The sequence below is a fragment of the Paracoccus jiaweipingae genome (genome assembly GCF_044335505.1).
Lineage (GTDB): Bacteria > Pseudomonadota > Alphaproteobacteria > Rhodobacterales > Rhodobacteraceae > Paracoccus.
Genome location: NZ_JBISBS010000005.1, coordinates 133883 through 153845, shown reverse-complemented (window position 1 = coordinate 153845; position 19963 = coordinate 133883). Strand labels below are relative to the sequence as shown.

The window sequence follows — 19963 nt, the reverse complement described above, 5'->3', positions numbered from 1 at the left end:
GGGTTCAGATAGGCCGGACAGCGCCCGAATGCAATCAGGGGGCTTGCGCGCGGGGGCTGCGTGGTGATCATTCGACGCCATGTGGGGCCAGATCATTCCTTATCTGCATTTCGGCGCGGCGGCGCTGATTTCGCTGCGCGTGCTGACCCGGCGCGGGCTGGAGCCTTCGTCAAGGCTGGCCTGGATCATGGTGGTCGAGGCCCTGCCGCTGGTCGGCATCGGCGCCTATCTGTTGTTTGGCGAGGTGCGGATGCGCCGCGCCGACCGCAACCGCATGGCCGATGTGCGCAACCACCTGTCCAACCTGTGGCGGGCCAGCCGCGCGGCGGTGGATGTGTCGGGCCAGTTCGGGCCGGTGACGCGGATCATTCACGCGGTGGGCAATATGCGCCCGGTGCAGGGCAATCACGCCGTGTTGCTGGCGCAGGATGACAGCGCCATTGACGATCTGGTCGCGGCCATCGGGCAGGCGCGCGACCATGTGCATGTGCTGTTCTATATCTGGCTGGACGATGTGTCGGGGCGCAAGATCGCGCAGGCGGTGTCACAGGCGGCGGCGCGGGGCGTGGCCTGCCGGGTGATTGTCGATGCGCTGGGGTCGCGGGCCTTTGTGCGGTCGGATGCGTGGCGGGCGATGGCGGCGGCGGGGGTGCAGCAATTGCGGGCCTTTCCGCTGGGGTTGCCGCTGATCAGCCTGTTATGGGGGCGGCTGGACCTGCGCAATCACCGCAAGATCGTGGTGATCGACGGCCAGACCGGCTTTACCGGCAGCCGAAATGCCGCCGACATGGCCTTTGCCGTCAAGCCGCGTTTCGCGCCATGGGTCGATGTGTTCTTTCGCATTTCCGGCCCGGCGGTGCGGCAGATGCAGGCGGTGTTCCTGCAAGACTGGATGAGCTATGGCGGAACCGATCTGGGCGATATGCTGGAGCCGGTGGATGGCGATGGTGGCGGGGCGGTGGCGCAGGTGCTGGCATCCGGTCCCGACTGGCGGCGCGGGTCGCTGTCGGATGCGCTGGTCACGCTGATCCATGCCGCGCGGCACCGGCTGACCGTGACCACGCCGTATTACATCCCCGATCCGCAGGTGCAGGCGGCGCTGGTTTCGGCGGCGACGCGCGGGGTTGCGGTGACGCTGATCCTGCCGGCGCGCAACGATTCCCGGCTGGTCTGTTGGGTCAGCGAAGGCTTTTTCCGCGACCTGCTGGAGGCCGGGGTAACGATCATGCGTTACCGGCCCGGCCTGTTGCACGCCAAGATCATTACCGCCGACGGGCAGGCGGCACTGTTTGGCAGCGCGAACCTTGACCGGCGCAGCTTTGATCTGAATTATGAAATGAACCTGCTGTGGCTGGATGCCGGGCTGACCGGTGAACTGGATGCGCGGCAGGCGTGTTACATGGCCGATTCGGACCCGCTGTCGCTGGACGAGGTGCGCAACTGGCCCCGATGGCGCGTGGCGCGGGCCAATCTGGTGGCGCTGGCAACGCCGCTGTTGTGACCCCGGCTGAAGCGCCGTTCCGTGACCGCTTTCGCCCCAAACGACACAAAGGTGCCACGATGACTGACGCAACGCCCCCCAATGTGCCAACACCCGACGCGCTGTCGCCCGAACAGGTTGCCCGCCGCCTGTCGGCGCTGGATGCCGGCTGGCAGGTCAGCCCCGACGGAAAGGTGCTGACCCGGCGCATCACGGTCACGGGCTTTGCCCCGGCGCTGGCGCTGACCCGGCAGATCGGGGAACTGGCCGAGACGCTGAACCATCACCCGGATCTGTGCCTTGGCTGGGGCTATTGTCAGGTTATCTGGACCAGCCATGACGCCGGGGGCCTGACGCCGCGCGACTTTGTCGCAGCGGCGCAGGCCGATGCGCTGATCGCGGCGGCCATGGGCGGTTAAGCGTCCGCGTGGCGGCGGATGCGTCAGAAAGGCTGTCGTAATAAGGCCTTGCGCGGGCGCGCTTGCGCTTGCCCCTGTCTGGCCTGCGCATTATCCAATGGGCAGCCAAGGGGACCAAGCCATGAAAAACACGCGCTTCGACAAGACCAAACTTCCCAGCCGCCATGTGACCGAGGGTCCGGCACGCGCCGCGCATCGCAGCTATCTTTACGCGATGGGCGTGACCGAGGAAGAAATTCACCAGCCGCTGGTCGGCGTCGCGACCTGCTGGAACGAGGCCGCGCCGTGCAACATCGCGCTGGCCCGTCAGGCGCAGTCGGTCAAGATGGGCGTCAAGAAGGGCGGCGGCACCCCGCGTGAATTTACCACCATCACCGTCACCGACGGCATCGCCATGGGGCACGAAGGGATGCGGTCCAGCCTCGCGTCGCGCGATGCGATTGCCGACACGGTGGAACTGACCATGCGCGGGCATTGCTATGACGCGCTGGTCGGGCTGGCCGGGTGTGACAAGTCGCTGCCGGGGATGATGATGGCGATGGTGCGGCTGAATGTGCCGTCGGTGTTCATCTATGGCGGTTCGATCCTGCCGGGCAAATACAAGGGCCGCGACATCGTGGTCCAGGACCTGTTCGAGGCCGCAGGCCAGCACGCGGCGGGCAAGCTGTCGGATGCCGAACTGGCGATCATGGAAAAGCTGGCCTGCCCGTCTGCCGGGGCCTGTGGCGGGCAATACACCGCCAACACCATGGCCTGCGTGTCCGAGGCGATCGGTCTGGCGCTGCTGAACAGCTCGGGCGCGCCGGCGCCTTATGAAAGCCGCGATCAGTATGGCGACGAATCCGGTGTCGCGGTGATGCGGCTGCTGGAAAAGAACATCCGCGCGCGCGACATCGTGACCCGTAAATCGCTGGAAAACGCCGCCCGCGTGGTGGCCTGCACCGGCGGGTCGACGAATGCCGGGCTGCACCTGCCCGCCATCGCGCACGAGGCCGGGATCGACTTTGACCTGTTCGATGTCTGCGATATTTTCCACGACACGCCTTATTTCGTGAACCTGCGTCCGGGCGGCGAATATGTGGCCAAGGATCTGTATGACGCTGGCGGTGTGCCGGTGGTGATGAAGGAACTGGCCAAGGCGGGGCTGCTGCATCTGGACTGCATCACCGCATCCGGCCAGACCCTTGGCGAGGCGCTGGACACCATCAGCGGCGAACCCGACGGCAAGGTCATCCACCCCGTCGCCACCCCGCTGACCCCGACCGGCGGCGTCGTCGGGCTGAAGGGCAATCTGGCACCGGACGGGGCCATCGTGAAGGTTGCGGGCATGTCGGCGCAAGATCAGGTCTTTACCGGCCCGGCGCTGGTCTTTGAATGCGAGGAAGAGGCCTTCGCAGCGGTGCAGTCGCGCAGCTATGACGAGGGCTGCGTTTTCGTGATCCGCAACGAAGGCCCCGCGGGCGGCCCCGGTATGCGCGAAATGCTGGCCACCACCGCGGCACTGTCGGGTCAGGGCATGGGCAAGAAAGTCGCGCTGATCACCGATGGCCGGTTCAGCGGCGCGACCCGTGGTTTCTGTGTCGGCCATGTCGGCCCCGAGGCCGCGCATGGTGGTCCTATCGCCTTTGTGCAAAACGGCGACATGATCACCATCGACGCCGTGAAAGGCAGCATCGACGTGGATGTGTCCGACGAAGAAATGGCCCGCCGCAAGGCCGAATGGGCCGGCCCGCGCAAGACCGATTACCAGTCCGGGGCGCTGTGGAAATATGCCCAACTGGTCGGGTCGGCGCGCTATGGCGCGGTGACGCATCCCGGCGCCAAGGCGGAAACCCATATTTATATGGACCAGTAAGGGACAGACCGGGAATGGCCTTCCGCCCCCTGACCTATCTGCGCCGCGTGGCCCGGCAACGGGCGGCGCGGCAATGGCAAGGGCTGGATGCGGCGGTGCCGCGTCTGGGGCGCGCCCGGCTTGGCCGCCTGTCGGCCGAGGCCCGTTGCCTGCGCGCCACGCTGGACCATTTCCTGCAACGCGCCGATGAACGGCGTTACCTGTCGCGGGCGCGGCTGGATGATCTGGACCTGCCCGGCGGCACCGACTGGCGCTGGCGCCCCGAGGCGCTGTCGGGGGTGATCTCGCCCACCGGGATGGCGGCACCGGACAGCGGCCAGCAGGTTGGCCGGCAATTGCGCCTGTGGCATGACTGTCCGCTGGCGGCGCTGATCCTGCGGCAGGTTTCGAACGGGGGGGCGACGGACCTGTCGCCCTATGCCCTGCGGCTGGAGGTGATGGGCTTTCAGGGCAGCTATCTGTCGCTGTCGGTCGATATGCCGGACACGGCGCTGACCGGGCTGACCAGCAGCCATATCCTGCGGCTGGAAACCGGGATGCAGGTGGAACGCCCGCTGGACATCTATGCCCGGCTGAACATCCAGCACGGGCCGAATACCGAAACCATCCTGCGTCACATGGGCAATATGCAGCCCGGCCAGCCCAACCGCAACGTGACCGAATTCGACCTGGCACTGACCCGGATGAACGAAAAGCGCCTGGAAAAGATCTGGCTTGACCTGATCTTCGAGGCCCCCTCGATGAACGCGATCATGCTGCATGACCTGTTCATGTCGCGCCATCTGCGCGCCGATATCTGACGGAGGAAGCGATGCGTTTCGAAGATCACGGGTTGCAGGCCGGAATCTGGACGGGCCGCCTGTATGCGGATCAGCCCGCGACGGTCTGGCTGACCCATCTGAACCGTGACATCGCGCAGGCTGAACTGGCGGCGGATGGCGACGGGGCATGGGCGGTCCGCGTGGCCGTGCCGCAGACGCTGTTATGCGATGGCGTCCAGACCCTGCTGCTGGTGCAGGATGGCGACCCGCGCCGGGTGTTGGCCAGCCTGTCGCTGGTCTGCGGTCAGGTGCTGGACAGCGACATCCGCGCCGAGCTGGAACTGGTGCGCGCCGAGCTGGACCTTCTTAAGCGCGAGATGCGGCGGCTGGCCAGCCGGTAACGCCCGCACAACCCTGCCTTTCGCCGGTTTTTAGCGGGTTCCCGCGCGGCTTTCGCCGTGCTAACCCCACCCTGTTCAACGCCCGAGGATGAGATGAGCGATATCGACACCCTTCGCCAGACCTGGACCGACCGCATCGCGCAGGCCCAAGACGCCGACGCGCTGGAGGAGGTCCGCCTTGCCGCGCTTGGCAAAAAGGGCGAGATCAGCCTGAAAATGCGTGAATTGGGCAAGATGACCCCCGAGGAACGCCAGACCACCGGCAAGGCCCTGAACGCCCTGCGCGATGACATTGACGCCGCCCTGCGCGCCCGCAAACAGGGGTTCGAGGATGCCGCGCTGGACGCCCGTCTGGCCAGCGAATGGCTGGACGTGACCCTGCCGGGCCGCCCGCGCCCCGCCGGCACCATCCACCCCGTCAGTCAGGTGATGGAAGAAGTCACCGCCATCTTTGCCGATATGGGCTTTGCCGTGGCCGAGGGACCGCAGGTCGAATCCGACTGGTTCAATTTCGACGCGCTGAACATCCCGCCCGAACACCCGGCGCGCCAGGAACATGACACGTTCTTCATGGCGCGGGCCGAAGGCGACGACCGCCCGCCGCATGTGCTGCGCACCCATACCAGCCCGGTCCAGATCCGCGCGATGCAGGAACAGGGCGCGCCGGTCCGCGTTATCGCGCCGGGCCGGGTCTATCGCATGGATATGGACCAGACCCACACGCCGATGTTTCATCAGGTCGAAGGTCTGGCGATTGGCCGCGACATTTCGATGGCCAATCTGAAATGGACGCTGGAGGAATTCTGCCGCGCGTTTTTCGAGGTCGATCAGGTCGAACTGCGCTTCCGCGCCAGCCACTTCCCCTTTACCGAACCCTCGGCCGAGGTCGATATCCGCTGTTCGTGGGAAGGCGGCAAGCTGACGATTGGCGAGGGCAATGACTGGCTGGAAATTCTGGGGTCCGGCATGGTGCATCCCAAGGTCCTGCGCGCCGCGGGCGTGGACCCGGAGGACTATCAGGGCTTTGCCTTCGGCATGGGCATCGACCGCATCGCAATGCTGAAATACGGCATCCCCGATCTGCGCGCGTTCTTTGAAAGCGACCTGCGCTGGCTGCGCCATTATGGCTTTGCAGCGGGCGATGTGCCGACGGTGAGCGGGGGGTTGAGCAGGTGAGCTTATATTCACTATTGGCGGCAGTCATTGCTTCCGGGACTGCGTTATGGGTCGCTTATAAAGTTTATCCTCTTCAAAAGGCAGAGGATCGGCGGGTCAAATTAGCAGAAGAAAAAGCCGAGGTTTATCGGAATTTCTTTGATGTGGCTGACGATTACCATGAAACCTCTAAGCTGAATTTCAATAATGGCAAAATAGACGACTTCGGCGCGCATTTTGTCGATCTGAACAAAGCACAGCGCGCATTGTTGCTTTACGCTCCGGGTGGTGTGATCGCCGCTTGTAACGCATATGCTGACTGTCTTCGCGTTTATCGCTATGCCGTCCGCAAAGAGGTTGATGGAACAAAATTCCCTCGGAAGATCGCTGAAGTAAACCGCGCCACAGCCTATCATGATGCAGAAAATCAGCGCAGTAATGCGTTGATACAAGCGCGATTAGATTTGTTGGGGGGTGACTTGGATGAGGCCCGCAAAGCTGTTCAAGGTATTCCCGAGCAACATGAAAACGAGCAGGCCCGCCCATGAAATTCACCCTCTCCTGGCTCAAAGAGCATCTCGACACCTCTGCCACGCTGGATGAAATCGGCCATGCGCTGACCGATCTGGGCCTCGAGGTCGAGGACATCATCGACCCCGCCGCGCGGCTGAAAACTTTTACGCTGGCCAGGGTCACCCATGCCGAACAGCACCCCGATGCCGACCGGCTGCGGGTGTGCCGGGTTCAGACGGATGAGGGCGAAAAGCAGATCGTTTGCGGCGCCCCGAACGCGCGCGAGGGCATCACCGTGGTGCTGTGCAAGCCCGGCGATTACGTTCCCGGCATCGACACCACCCTGTCCGTGGGCAAGATCCGGGGCGTGGAAAGCCACGGCATGATGGCCTCGGAACGCGAGCTGGAGCTGTCGGACGAGCATAACGGCATTATCGAGCTGCCCCATGGCACGGTCGGGCAGCGCTTTGTCGACTGGCTGGCCGAATATCAGCCGGAAAAGGTCGACCCGGTGATCGACATCGCGATCACGCCGAACCGGCCCGACGCGCTGGGTGTGCGCGGCGTGGCGCGCGATCTGGCGGCGCGCGGGCTGGGGGTGTTGAAACCAGCGAAAACGGCCGAAATCAGTGGCGATTTCGCCTGCCCGATCAGCGTCAGTATCGCGCCCGAGGTGGCCGAAAAGGCGCCGTTTTTCAGCGGGCGCGTGGTGCGTGGCGTCAGGAACGGGCCGTCGCCGGACTGGCTGCAAAAGCGGCTGCGGGCGATTGGTCTGCGGCCCATCAATGCGCTGGTCGATATCACCAATTTCTTCACCTATGACCTGAACCGCCCGCTGCATGTCTTTGACGCGGCCAGGGTCGCGGGCAACCTGACGCTGCGCGCCGCGCGGGCGGGGGAACAGGTGGTGGCGCTGGACGACAAGACCTATGCCCTGCCCGAAGGGGCGGTGGTGATCTGTGATGATCGCGGTGTTGAAAGCATCGCGGGCATCATGGGTGGCGCGGCCTCTGGGGCGGGCGATGACACCGTGGATGTGTTCATCGAATCGGCTTATTTCGACCCGATCAGCGTGGCCGCCACCGGGCGGGCGCTGAAGATTAACAGCGACGCGCGTTACCGGTTCGAACGCGGGATCGACCCGCAATCGACCCTGCCGGGGCTGGATCTGGCAACGCAGATGGTGCTGGACCTGTGCGGCGGCACGCCGTCACAGGTGGTGACGGCAGGCGCGCTGCCCGACACTGCGCGGGCCTATCGGCTGGACACGGACCGCGTCGTGTCGCTGGTCGGGATGCAGATCGAAGACACGGTTCAGCGCCAGACGCTGGAGGCCCTGGGCTTTCGGCTGGAGGGCGACATGGCCCATGTCCCCAGCTGGCGCCCCGATGTGCAGGGCGAGGCTGACCTGATCGAGGAAATCGCCCGCATCGCCAGCCTGACCCGGCTGGTGGGCAAACCGTTGCCGCGTCCGCGCGCCGGGGTGCCGCAGCCGGTGCTGACCCCGTTGCAGCGGCGCGAAAGCGCGGCGCGGCGGATGGCGGCGGCGCTGGGGTATAATGAATGCGTGACCTACAGCTTTATTGATCAGGCTGCGGCGGCGCTGTTCGGCGGCGGTTCGGACGCGGTGCGGGTCGACAACCCGATCAGCAGCGAGATGACCCATCTGCGCCCCGACCTGCTGCCCGGCCTGCTGGCCGCCGCGGCCCGCAATCAGGCGCGCGGCTTTGCCGATCTGGCGCTGTTCGAATGCGGCCCGGTGTTCAGCGGTGGCGAGCCGGGCGAGCAGGCGACCGTGCTGACCGGTCTGCTGGTCGGCCACAATGCCCCCCGCGATGCGTTTGCCAGCAGCCGCAAGGTCGATATTTACGACGCCAAAGCCGATGTCGAGGCAATCCTGCAAACCATCGGCGCCCCCGCCAAAGCGCAGATGAACCGCAAGGTCGATGCGTGGTGGCATCCGGGCCGGTCGGGCAATATTGCCCTTGGGCCGAATGTTCTGGCGACGTTTGGCGAGGTGCATCCCAAGGTGCTGCGCCAGATGGATGTAAAGGGCGCCGCCGTCGCCTTTACCATCCGCATCGCCAATGTGCCGCTGCCCAAAAGCAAGACGCCGACCCGTGCGGCGCTGACGATTTCGGACCTGCAAGCGGTCGAGCGTGATTTCGCCTTTGTCGTCGACAGCCGGGTCGAGGCGCTGACGCTGGTCAATGCCGCCGCCGGGGCCGACAAGGCGCTGATCGACAGCGTGCGCGTATTCGACCAGTTCACCGGGCTGGAGGGCGACAGGAAGTCGATCGCCATCACCGCCCGCCTGCAACCGCGCGACAAGACCCTGACCGAGGCCGAGATCGAGGCCGTATCGCAAAAGATCATCGACAAGGTGGCCAAGGCCACCGGCGGTGTCTTGCGCGGCTGATCCGGGAAAGGGGGGCGCTCGCGCCCCCCTCCGGCCTGGGGGCCGTCACCCCCCTGAGGATATTTGGGCCAGGATGATGGCCATTGCTTGACAGTTTTTGTCAGGTCTAATAGCCAGCCTCGGATTGACCATTGCTGGTCCGAGGAGGCGGCAGCCATGCGTGAAGATACCTTGCCAGAATTCCAGTCCGAAGCCGCCGTTGCCGTGGCATTCGGCGTGCTGGACAATTTGCTGCGGGCCGATGCGGCGGAACACGGGCTGGAGGTTCATTCCGGGCATGGCCGGTCGACCTGGATCAGGCTGGATCAGGGCGAATTCGGCGCGCGGCGGTCTGGCGACGGGGCTGTCCTTTATGCGCGCGCGCATCGCCGTGACTGGCTGTTTGCCTTGCAGGACGCGCTGGTGTCGCATCTGGCGCAGGTCGCCCCGGAACAGGCGGCGGATCTGCGCTGGTCGGCGCTGGATGGGGTTGGGGCGTTTCCACCGCCGTTCAGTTTGGCGCGGGTCGAATCGGTTCGTTCGCTGGGGGCCGATTTCCTGCGTCTGCGGCTGCGTGGCGAGGGTTTGCGGCGGCTGGCCGAAGAGATGGTGCATTTCCGGCTGGTCCTGCCCCCGGCGGGCGACCCGGACCCGCAATGGCCGGTGGTTGGCCCGAATGGCCAGACGGTCTGGCCCGGTGGCGCGAAGGCGCTGCACCGTCCGGCCTATACCGTCAGCGCGATCAACCCGGATGCGGGCTGGTTAGAGACCGACATTTTCGCGCATCAGGGCGGGCGCGTCTGTGAATGGGCGCAGGCGGCGCAGGCGGGCGATGTGGTCGGGCTGAACGGTCCCGGCGGTGGCGGCCTGCCGGTGGCGGCGCGGGTACTGATGGGCGGGGATGAAACCGCCTATCCGGCGCTGGCCCGCGCTTTGGCGGCGAATGATCCGCAGGCGCAGGGGGAATGCTGGCTGTTCGGCGCGCGGGCCGATTACCCGTTCCCTGACCATCCGGGGATTCGCCTGATCCACCACCCGGCGGGCGAGGCCGCGCTGGCCGCGCAGTTGGAAAAGGCGGGCTGTGACGCGGACAAGATCTGGCTGGCGACGGAAAAAGCCCGGCTGGCGCCGCTGAAACGGGCGGTGTTCGACAGTCTGGGCATTGCGAAATCGCGCGCCCACCTGGCGGCATACTGGATCGCCGGGCGCGGTTAGGCGCTGCGGATGGTGTCGCCGCGGATAAAGGTCGGGGCCAGTTCGACCACGCCATTTGCGGGCCGCGCGTCCTTGCCGGCGACCAGCCGCGCGGCCTGACGGCCGATCTCGATCCGGCGGGCATCGGTGGTGGCCAGACGCTTGGGCAGGCCCGACAGCAGGTCGACCGCGTTAAAGCCCGCAAGCCCGATCTGGCCGGGGATGTCATAGCCCTGATCCATGCACCACAACAGCCCGCCAGCGCCGATCATGTCGTTGGAATAATACAGGAAATCAAGGTCCGGCTGGCGCGACAGAATGCGTTCGGTCAGCTCGCGCCCCTTTTTCAGAGACGACCCGCCCTGATAGAATTCCTTGGCAGTGATGCTTAGGCCCGCCTCGGCCAGACCGGCCTCAAGCCCGGCCATGCGTTTGCGGGCGCGGTGATCCTCGGGCATATGGGTGCCGATAAAGCCGATCTTGCGATAACCGGCGGCGACGATCTGTTGCGCCATCTCGCGCCCGGCGCGGGCGTGGCTGATGCCGACGACCATGTCGATGCCGGGACCGTCGGCATCCATGATTTCCACCACCGGGATGCCGGCATTGGTCAGCATGGCGCGGGCGGCGGGGCTGTGTTCCAGCCCGGCCAGAATGATCCCCGAGGGGCGCCAGGACAGCATGTCATACAGCACAGTTTCCTCGCGCTCGGGGGAATAGTGGCTGACCCCGATCACCGGCTGCAATTCGGTATCGTCCAGTTCAGCCGAGATCCCCCCCAGCACATCCGGGAAGACAAGGTTGGACAGCGACGGGATGACCACGGCGACCAGATTGACGCGCTGACTGGCCAGCCCGCCGGCGATCTTGTTGGGGACGTAACCCAGCGTCTTGGCCGCCGTCAGCACCTTTTCCCGTGTCGCCGCCGAGACATCGCCGCGATTGCGCAACACCCGGCTGACCGTCATTTCCGACACGCCCGATGCCTCGGACACATCACGCAGGGTCAGCGGGCGGCGGGGCTTGCGGTCGGTCATGGCATCCTCGGGCAGCGGCTTTACCGAGCGTTAGCGCATGCCCGCGCCCCCCGCAAGCGCGCAGACGCCTTGCCAACGGCGCGCATTTATGGGCATCTGCGGCCAGAGTGGCCCCGTGGCTCAACTGGATAGAGCAGCCCCCTCCTAAGGGGCAGGTTGCAGGTTCGAATCCTGCCGGGGTCACCAACGCTTTCCGCGCATGGTCTGTAACGCCAGCGGTTATGTTGGGCGCTGGTTGCGGGCGGGTGGTTGGTTGTGATCGGGCGGGGGTGGGTTAGTCGCCGGTGCGAAGCCATTGGTTGTCGGTGATCATCCGGCATTTTGTGCTGCCCAGAACCTGTGCGGCGGCGGCGGGCAGGCCGATGTCCAGCACGACCGAATGGTCGATCCGATCGGGGTCTTTGACCGTCAGTGTCCAGACCATCCTGCTGCCGCCGCCCTGCGTGGCGGGGATCTGGGCAAAGATCTGGGGCATGACCTCGGCCTGCCATGCATTTTTGCCGGACGGGGTCCATGCGACCTGTCCCAGACCATTGGCCGCCAAAGTCTTGCTGAGCGCCAGTTGGTCGGGGTGGAAGGGGCGCCGGAACGTCAGTGGGCGCGGCTTGCGCCATTCCGGCGGCAGGGCGCCGGGCGATTTCGGGAATGACTGCGCCATGGCGGCGGGACAGCCCTGCAACCGGGTCTGGCCAAGCCGTGCCTGCCACAGGCCGGAACGCGGCTGAACGCCAGTGTCGGGCTGGTCCGGGAACAGGTCCTCGGGCGGGGTGCCGGGGGTGTCCGGGTCTGGCAGCAGCCGGGGCCAGTCAGGGCCGCTGACCGGCAGTTCGGGGTCAAGCGGCAGGTCAGGCGGTGCGCAACCATCCGGGCCGCGATAGCGAAACCCCCGGCTGGTATCCGCGCCGGCCAACAGCGCCATTTCGGCCGGGGTAGGGCTGGATTGGGGCGACACCCACCAGCCATTGCGGGTGCTGGCATCGACCACAAGCGTCGATCCCGGCACGGCGGGGGCGCCAAACCGGGCCTCGATCCCGGTCAGCGCATCGCGCTGTGGCGAGATATAATGCGGCTGCTCATCCGCGCCGACCACGATGACCGGCGCTTCACAGGCGGCGGCCTTGGTGCCGATCATCAGGCAAATCAGGGCAAGAACACGGTGCATGGTTACTGACCTTTCAAAAGGGTTTCGACCCGGTCAAAGCTGTCCTGATCCAGTTCCACCCCCCGGCTGATGCCATCGCGCGGCATCAGCGTGTCGCGGATCAGGTCGAATTCCTGCGTGGCGATATAGGGGGTAAAGGCGCACAGCCGTCCGGCGCGGGTATCGGCGCAATCGCCGTCGCCATCCTGATTGAGGCCGATCAGCTTGACGTTTCCGGCCCTGTCGCGGTCAAAAAACCATGTGGCCAGACGCCCGTCGGCCAGCTTGCGCGGCATTTCGGCCGACCACAGCGCGGGCATCCTGCCGATGATGCCGGCACGCGGGTGGTCATACAGACAATCCGCATCGCCGCAGCGGCGGATCACCGCGCCGGTGGTCAGGCTGTGCTGTAACCGGGCCAGCGCCCCCGTCGCGGCGGGGTCGTCGGGGGCGGTATCGCTGCGCCACAGGCACAGCGGTCCGGCGCGGCTGACGACGCAGGGACCATTATCAGCGATCCACTGATGCGGGTTCAGGACGATCTGGTGCAGGTTGCCGCCCGCCTGCCAGAACGTGACCGAGGGCGGGGCGCTGTCGCCCGCTGCCGCCCGGCCCGCCGTCATGGGCCGGTCCGAGGGCTGATCGGCCACCCAGCCCTGCGGCAGTGTGAATGACAGCCCCGTGGCCCGGTCGCGATAGGCGCAAAGCGGGTCCGCCTTGTCACCCGGCAGGCAGCGATAGGGGTAATCCGCCCAAGGTCGGCCATCGCTGTTATCATCGGGGCCGCCATCATCGGGGCCGTGACCGTCATCGGGCTGCGGGGCCGGGGGCGTCATGGCGGCGGGGGTGGTGGCATCGTCGGTCAGGGTGCCGACCTCGATGCGGGTGCGGGCCTTTTCGACCTGCGCGCCCTGCATGTCATAGCCGCGATAGACCAGGTCATAGGTGCCGGGCGTATCGGGTGCGTGCAACAGGTTGCCATATTGCAGATCGCCAAGCGTCAGCCCCCAGCCGATGCGGGTCTCGCCCTGCCACAGCTCGATCCGGTCGCTGGACAACTGGCTGCCGGTGCTGTCGATGGCGATGACCGCGCCGGGTTCGACCACCGGCGCCGCCGCCAGCGTCACGGCGGGGTTGCGTTCGGTGGCGATGGTCATCCCGGCCAGCACCTCGCCGCCCCATGTTTCCAGCTGTAACAGATAGGGGCCGGGGTTCTCGGGCAGGTTCAGCCCGGCGTTTTTCAGCCCCTTGCGGCCATCGACGGTCGAATAGGTGATCGCGTCGCCGCCACCCGCAGGATACAGCCGCAGCGCCAGATCGGCCCCCCCGGTTTCCTGCCCCTCCTGTGTGATGGTCAGGTCGAACAGCACGGTCTGGCCGATCGCGGCATAGGGGCCACGGTCGCGCAACACCGTCACCGGCAACAGCCCCTGCATGGGCACGATGACATCCTGCGCCTGACCGGCGACGGTAAAGCGCGCCTCGCCCCGGCCCGCGCGCGCCGTGACAATCGCGCTGTAGGTGCCCGGCGCCAGATCGACCGCGAAAGGCTGATAGCGGGCATCGCCGCTGACCTGACCCAGCACGGTTTCCCGGCCCGTCTGTTCGTTGCGCAATGTCCAGCCATAGCTGTCGGGCATCGCGCCGGGCCAGGACAGGATCAGCCGGGTGCCGGCGGTGGCGGGCGCGGGGGGCGCGGTGGTGCGGGCCAGCGCTTCGGACAGTTCGGCCCCGGATTGCGGCCGCAGCAGCATCCCGCCGGTCTGGTCGGGAATGCAGGCCAGCGCCTGTGCCTGGGACGCGGTCAGGCCAAATCCCACGACATGGGCGCGCAGGGCAATGCCCGCCGTGGCCAGTTCGGCGGCCACCGCGCAGGGGTCGACGCCACAGGTTTCCAGCCCGTCACAGGTTTCCAGCCCGTCGGTGACCAGCACGATATCGGCCTGTTCCGCCGTTGCCGGGATCTGTGCCGCCGCCAGCCGCAGGGCCTGTCCCAGCGGGGTCTTGCCCTTTGGGCTGAGGCCCATCAGCCGTGCGCGCAGGGCGCTGGCATCCTGCGGGGCGGTGGGGGCGATGACCTCGATATCGGTGCAATCGCCCTTGCGGTTATGGCCATAGGCAATCACCCCCAGCGGCACATTGCCATCACGCGCGGCAAAGAAACCGCCCAGAACCGTGCGGGCGACCTCGATTTTGGACTGCCCGTCCGGCAATTGCCCCCACATCGAGCCAGAGGCATCCAGAACCAGCACCGAGGCCCGGTCCCCTGACCCTGCCGCAAGCGGTGTGGCCGATGAAAGCGCTGCCATGGCCAGCGCGCCGATAAACCGGTAAGTCCGCAAGATACCCCCCAAGATCTGTTGTCCGCCACAGTCTAACGGGTCGCGACACGGGCCGTCTTGGGGTCAGTGGAACCGGATACGGGGTCAGCGGAACAGGTCAGGCGCCGGCACGCACCGCCGAGGGGCTGTTGCCGAAGCGGCGGCGAAACAGCGCGTTGAACCACGATATATCGCCAAAGCCACAGGACAGCGCGATGCCGGTGATGGTCTGATGCGCCTGTGCCGGGTCGCGCAGCATCCGGTGCGCAAGGGTCAGCCGCCTGTTGGCGACGTAATCGCCAAAGCTGGTCTGTTCCGCCGCGAACAGCGCGCGCAGATAGCGGTCGGAAATGCCATGCCGCGCCGCCATCCAGCCGGGGCGCAGATCGGGCGATGTCAGGTGGCGGTCGATATCTGCCTTGATCGCGTGCAGCCGTGCCGCGCGCAGGCCCCGGCCCGCGGCGATCCGGGCCGGCCCGGCCGAGGCGCCAAAGGCCATCAGCGCCAGATCGTGCACATGCCCGACACAGCGGGCCAGATCCGCGGGCGACAGCCCCTCTGCCGTGTCGTGCAGCGCCTGCGCATAGCGGGTAAAGATCTGCCATGGCGGGGTCAGCACATGCCCCCGGCGCATCGACCGGCCAAGCGCCGCCTGCACCGGCGCCAGCACAGCGCGCGGCACCGAGACATAGAACGCGTCGGTCATATCGGCCCGGAACCGGACATGGCCCGCGACCTCGTTGGGGTCGACATAGATCATGCCGGGCACGCATTCCACCGTTTCGCCGCCGGTTTGCTGCATGGTGTAACCACCGCTGCGGGGCATGTGGATCATGACATTATCGCCGGTTTCCTGCGCCAGACGCGGGGTGCGGATCGCGTCACTGACCGAATGCCGCCCTTGTCCGGTGATCAGGCCGGGCAGCACATGAATCGTGGTCTGCGATTCAAAGCGATGCAGGTCGCGGGGCTGAAATTCCAGCTTGCAGATCGCGGCCACGGCATTCTGAAATGCCTCGACCCTGGCGCGGCCATGAAAATCACCGGCATTCAGGCTGACATGTTGCATCTGGGTGTCCAAACCGGGGCAAGACGGGTTGGACACCATTGTGACCGGAAACGGCCTGTCAGGAAAGAAAAAACCGCGCCGGGGGCATGGCCGCAGCGGCGCGTTCCGCCCGCCTTTTGATCCGGCCCCCGGCCCGTCCTGTCTGTCCTGTCTGTCCGGGCCGGGCCGGGGCGGTGGGGCGCGGGTGCCCCCTTTCAGCCGGGGTCGCGGGGGCCGTCATAGCGGCCATCCACGCCCTGCGCGGCGGCGACGGCCTTGTCGTGGTTTGGCTCGGCTTCGGCGGTTTCGACGATGTCGCGGGCCTGTTCCTCGTCCTCGTCATCCAGCGCGGGCGGGTCCTCGCCAGCCAGGAAATTGCCGAATTTCTCAAGCCCCGGAATATGTTCGGCCATGACCCGCATCACCACCAGCAGCGGCATCGCCACCACCATGCCCAGAATCGACCACAACCACGCCCACAGCGCCACGGTCAGAAACACCACCACCGTGTTCATCGACAGCCGGCGCGACACGAAATAAGGCGTGATCAGCTGTCCCTCGATCGAGGTCAGCGCCAGATAGGTGCCTGCCACCATCAGCGGCGTGGACAGGTCGTCAAACTGGACCAGCGCCACCAGAAACGACAGGATTACCCCGGCGAACAGCCCCAGATAGGGGATATAGTTCAGCAAGAACCCCGCGATGCCAAACAACAGCGCACCGGGCATCCCCCACAGCGCCATGGCGGTGCCGATGGCGATGCCCAGACCGGCATTGATGATGGTGATGGTGCCCAGATACGACCCCAGACGGCTTTCGATCTCGCGCAGGGCGGCATAGGCCTTTTTCTTTTCGCCAAGCGTGTCGAAACTTTGCACGATTTTCAGATACAGCAGATCGCCCGAGGCCAGCATGAAAAACAACAGCAGCATCGTGAACAGCACCTGCCCGAAAAAGGCCGGGCCAAGGTTCATGACGCTTTCCATCGTGCTGGGACCGGTATTGGCGTTCACCTCGACCTTGATGTCCTGACGCGCGCCGGGCAGGCCGCTGACCGCGACCGAACCGCCCCCGGTCGCCGTCTGAACGGCGGTGCGCCCGTCAGCCTGTTCGCTGATGACCGTTCCCGACGGCAGGGCCGCAGGGGGGGCGGCGGTGGCAGGGGCGGCCTCGGGGGTGGGGGTGTCACCACCGTTCGAGATCTCGTCGATCTTCTTGGCGGCCTCTTCCAGACCGCGGAAATTCTGGCGCAGCTTTTCGAACTTGGCCTCGATCTCGGTCGACAATTGCGGGGCATCGTCGATCAGGTCGCCCGCAGGACCGGACAGCAGGTAACCCAGAACCCCCAGCGTCGCCACCATGCCGCCGGTGATCAGCGTCGCACTGATCGCGGCATTGATGCCGAAGCGTTCGAAAAACCGCCGCACCGGGGCAAAGACGAAAAACAGCAATGCCGCCAGCGTCACCGGCATCAGAAAATCGCGCGCGTCCGAGATGAAAAAGAACAGCAGAACCAGAAAGATCCCCACCACCGCCCATGTCGGGAAACGCGCGGGCTTGTCGTCGTCGGTGATCACGCGGGGGAACAGGGTTGTATGAGGCTCGGGCTGCGGCATGGAATGATCCGTCTGGCTGTGGGTTCGGTCGGAAATATAAGCGCTTATCACAAAATGCGGCCCCGGCGCGGTTGTTCCGCACCGGGGCCGGCAAATGATAAATATTTATCGCCCCGGCCTGACAGGATGGCGGCGCATTACCCCCGGTCCGGCGCAACGGCCCCGGCCCGGAAGGCAACAGACCCCGTCAGATCGGGTGATCGCCGGTCGCGTCGATAACGCGGGTCGGCAGGCCCATTTCGCCAAGCTGTTCCAGGAAGGGCCGGGCGGGCAGGTCCTCGACATTGACCATTTTCTTCACGTCCCACACCCCGCGCGCAATCAGCACCGCGGCGGCGACCGGCGGCACCCCGGCGGTATAGCTGATGCCCTGACTGCCGACCTCGGTATAGGCATCCTTGTGATCGGCCACGTTATAGATGAACACCTCGCCGGGTTTGCCGTCGCGCGTGCCCTTGACCAGATCACCGATGCAGGTCTTGCCGGTGTAATCGGGCGCAAGGCTGGCCGGGTCGGGCAGCACCGCCTTGACCAGTTTCAGCGGCACGACCTGCTGACCCTCGGCGGTGGTGACGGGCTGTTCCGACAGCAGGCCCAGATTTTGCAGCACGGTAAAGACGTTGATGTAATGCGGGCCGAAGCCCATCCAGAACCGCACATCCGAATCCTTGTAACGGGCGGACAGGCTGTGGACCTCGTCATGGCCGGACAGATAGGCGGTCTGTTTGCCGACAACGGGCAGATCCCATTCGCGACCGACCTCGAACATCTTGTTCGATTTCCATTCGCCGTCCTGCCAGCTGTAAACCGTGCCGGTAAATTCGCGGAAATTGATTTCCGGGTCGAAATTGGTGGCGAACCAGCGGCCATGCGACCCGGCATTGATGTCGACAATGTCGATGCTGTCGATCTTGTCGAAATATTCGTCCTCGGCCAGCCGGGCATAGGCGTTCACCACGCCGGGGTCAAAGCCCACCCCCAGAATCGCGGTAATGCCGGCCCTGGCCACGGCATCGCGTTTCTTCCATTCGTAATTGGCATACCACGGCGGCGTCTCGCAGATCCTGGCCGGGTCTTCGTGGATGGCCGTGTCCATATAGGCACAGCCGGTGTCGATACAGGCCTGCAACACGGTCATGTTGATAAAGGCGCTGCCGACATTGATCAGGATTTTGGCGTCGGTCTGGCGGATCAGATCAGCCACCGCCGCCGTGTCCATCGCATCGACGGCATGGGCGGTCATGGTGACCTTGTGGCCCTTGTCCGCGATGCTGGCGACGATGGCCTCGGCCTTGGATTTCGTGCGGCTGGCGATATGCAGATCGCCGAACTCGGCCGCCCATTGGGCGGTTTTATGAGCGGTGACTTGGGCGACGCCACCGGCGCCGATAATCAGGACGTTGGGTTTCGTCAACTCGACTTTCTCCTCTGGGACGGAAGGGGAAGGCAGGGTCACGACAGGCTGTCGCGATAGTCCTCGTAACCAAAGCTGCGGACGGTCCGAATCGTTCCGTTTGCGTCGCGGATGGCAATGGCGGGCATGGCGACGCCATTGAACCAGTTCTTCTTGACCATGGTATAGCCCGCGGCATCGCGGATGCTGATACGGTCACCGATTTTCAGCGGATGGTCAAACCGGGCATCCCCGAAAATGTCGCCCGCAAGGCAGGATTTGCCCGCGATCTGATAGGCATGATCGCCGGTCTGCGGCAGCTTGGCCTGTTCGCGATAGATCAGCAGATCCAGCATATGCGCCTCGATGCTGCTGTCGACGATGGCGACATCCTTGCCGTTATTCAGGATATCCAGAACCGAAACCTCAAGTGTGGTGCTGTCGGTAATGCTGGCCTCGCCGGGCTCCAGATAGACCTGCACCCCGAACCTGTCGGCAAATGCCTTCAACCGGTCGGCCAGCGCATCCAGCGGATAGCCGTCGCCGGTGAAGTGAATGCCGCCGCCAAGGCTGACCCAGTCCAGATGGCGCAGGATGGGGGCAAATTCGGCCTCGATCCGGTCCAGCTGCGCGCTGAACAGGTCGAAATCGCTGTTTTCGCAATTATAATGGATCATCACGCCGCTGATCCGGTCCATCGCCTGTTCCAGCCGTGCTACGTCCCATTCGCCAAGCCGGCTGAACGGGCGGGCCGGGTCCGCAAGGTCAAACCCCGAGGTCGAGAAGCGCGGGTTCAGCCGCAAACCGCGCGCAATATCGCCGGTGCGCCCGGCAAAACGGTCAAGCTGGCCAAGGCTGTTGAAGATGATCTTGTCGGCATAGCTGACGGCCTCGTCGATCTCGTGATCGGCCCAGGCGACGGAATAGGCATGGGTTTCGCCGCCGAATTTTTCGCGCCCCAGACGCAGCTCGAACAGCGAGGACGAGGTGGTGCCGTCCATATGCCCCTTCATCATGTCGAAGGCCGACCATGTGGCAAAACATTTCAGCGCCAGCAGCGCCCTGGCCCCGGACCGGTCGCGCAGGCGCTGGATGCGGTCCATGTTGCGTTGCAGGCGGGTCTGGTCGATCAGGTAAAAGGGTGTTTGCAGATCGGACATGGGGCCTCCGGTCCAGTGGGGTCAGGGCGCCATATAGGCGCGCGCGCCGGATTCCGCAAACAGGCAGTTCG

At 65.5% G+C, this 19963-nt stretch carries 16 protein-coding genes and 1 tRNA gene; 10 read left to right on the top strand and 7 right to left on the bottom strand.

Features of this window, described 5'->3' with window-relative positions; genetic code table 11:
* The first annotated feature begins 79 nt into the window (after window positions 1–79).
* The 9 genes from cls to ACFXP9_RS10445 all read left to right on the top strand — a co-directional run bounded on the left by cls (window position 80) and on the right by ACFXP9_RS10445 (window position 10197).
* Window positions 80–1501 carry a cardiolipin synthase gene (gene cls / locus ACFXP9_RS10485; RefSeq protein WP_397210197.1) on the top strand — a complete coding sequence of 474 codons (1422 nt, stop codon included), beginning with the start codon at window positions 80–82 and terminating at the stop codon, window positions 1499–1501.
* Window positions 1502–1560: 59 nt separating this feature from the next.
* Window positions 1561–1899, top strand: a complete 339-nt coding sequence (locus tag ACFXP9_RS10480; protein ID WP_397208390.1) for a 4a-hydroxytetrahydrobiopterin dehydratase — start codon at window positions 1561–1563, stop codon at window positions 1897–1899.
* 121 nt (window positions 1900–2020) lie between these two features.
* Window positions 2021–3754, top strand: a complete 1734-nt coding sequence (gene ilvD, locus ACFXP9_RS10475) for a dihydroxy-acid dehydratase (protein WP_397208389.1) — start codon at window positions 2021–2023, stop codon at window positions 3752–3754.
* A gap of 14 nt (window positions 3755–3768) precedes the next feature.
* Window positions 3769–4554: a DUF6478 family protein gene (locus ACFXP9_RS10470; protein WP_397208388.1), complete on the top strand. Its 786-nt coding sequence runs from the start codon at window positions 3769–3771 to the stop codon at window positions 4552–4554.
* Window positions 4555–4565: 11 nt separating this feature from the next.
* Window positions 4566–4916, top strand: coding sequence for a hypothetical protein (locus ACFXP9_RS10465; RefSeq protein WP_397208387.1), 351 nt, complete (start codon window positions 4566–4568; stop codon window positions 4914–4916).
* 93 nt (window positions 4917–5009) lie between these two features.
* Entirely contained in the window at window positions 5010–6092 is a 1083-nt protein-coding gene (gene pheS, locus ACFXP9_RS10460) for a phenylalanine--tRNA ligase subunit alpha (RefSeq protein WP_397208386.1), read from the top strand.
* Window positions 6089–6619 (top strand): hypothetical protein, encoded by a 531-nt coding sequence (locus tag ACFXP9_RS10455; protein ID WP_397208385.1) that lies wholly within the window; start codon window positions 6089–6091, stop codon window positions 6617–6619. Before pheS ends, ACFXP9_RS10455 begins: the two co-directional genes overlap by 4 nt.
* Window positions 6616–9003 carry a phenylalanine--tRNA ligase subunit beta gene (pheT, locus tag ACFXP9_RS10450; RefSeq protein ID WP_397208384.1) on the top strand — a complete coding sequence of 796 codons (2388 nt, stop codon included), beginning with the start codon at window positions 6616–6618 and terminating at the stop codon, window positions 9001–9003. The genes ACFXP9_RS10455 and pheT overlap by 4 nt, the downstream gene beginning before the upstream one ends.
* Before the next feature lie 156 nt (window positions 9004–9159).
* Complete coding sequence (locus tag ACFXP9_RS10445; protein WP_397208383.1) at window positions 9160–10197, top strand: siderophore-interacting protein; 1038 nt, start codon at window positions 9160–9162, stop codon at window positions 10195–10197.
* Here ACFXP9_RS10445 and ACFXP9_RS10440 read toward each other — a convergent pair.
* Window positions 10194–11213 carry a LacI family DNA-binding transcriptional regulator gene (locus ACFXP9_RS10440; protein ID WP_397208382.1) on the bottom strand — a complete coding sequence of 340 codons (1020 nt, stop codon included), beginning with the start codon at window positions 11211–11213 and terminating at the stop codon, window positions 10194–10196. The genes ACFXP9_RS10445 and ACFXP9_RS10440 overlap by 4 nt on opposite strands.
* A gap of 109 nt (window positions 11214–11322) precedes the next feature.
* Between ACFXP9_RS10440 and ACFXP9_RS10435 the strand changes: the two genes are divergently transcribed.
* Window positions 11323–11399: transfer RNA gene (locus tag ACFXP9_RS10435), tRNA-Arg, on the top strand.
* Between the two features lie 88 nt (window positions 11400–11487).
* Here ACFXP9_RS10435 and ACFXP9_RS10430 read toward each other — a convergent pair.
* The 6 genes from ACFXP9_RS10430 to ACFXP9_RS10405 form a co-directional block, all read right to left on the bottom strand.
* The gene (locus ACFXP9_RS10430) at window positions 11488–12375 is read right to left on the bottom strand and encodes a hypothetical protein (protein ID WP_397208381.1); all 888 of its coding nucleotides are present in this window, start codon (window positions 12373–12375) and stop codon (window positions 11488–11490) included.
* A 2-nt stretch (window positions 12376–12377) separates the two neighbouring features.
* A complete protein-coding gene (locus ACFXP9_RS10425; RefSeq protein WP_397210195.1) occupies window positions 12378–14663 on the bottom strand; it encodes a vWA domain-containing protein in 2286 nt (761 codons plus the stop codon).
* 130 nt (window positions 14664–14793) lie between these two features.
* Entirely contained in the window at window positions 14794–15744 is a 951-nt protein-coding gene (locus ACFXP9_RS10420; protein ID WP_397208379.1) for a helix-turn-helix transcriptional regulator, read from the bottom strand.
* Window positions 15745–15938: 194 nt separating this feature from the next.
* Complete coding sequence (locus ACFXP9_RS10415; protein WP_397208378.1) at window positions 15939–17339, bottom strand: AI-2E family transporter; 1401 nt, start codon at window positions 17337–17339, stop codon at window positions 15939–15941.
* A gap of 187 nt (window positions 17340–17526) precedes the next feature.
* Window positions 17527–18753, bottom strand: a complete 1227-nt coding sequence (locus ACFXP9_RS10410) for a saccharopine dehydrogenase family protein (protein WP_397208377.1) — start codon at window positions 18751–18753, stop codon at window positions 17527–17529.
* A gap of 38 nt (window positions 18754–18791) precedes the next feature.
* Entirely contained in the window at window positions 18792–19892 is a 1101-nt protein-coding gene (locus ACFXP9_RS10405; protein WP_397208376.1) for a carboxynorspermidine decarboxylase, read from the bottom strand.
* Window positions 19893–19963: the final 71 nt, after the last annotated feature.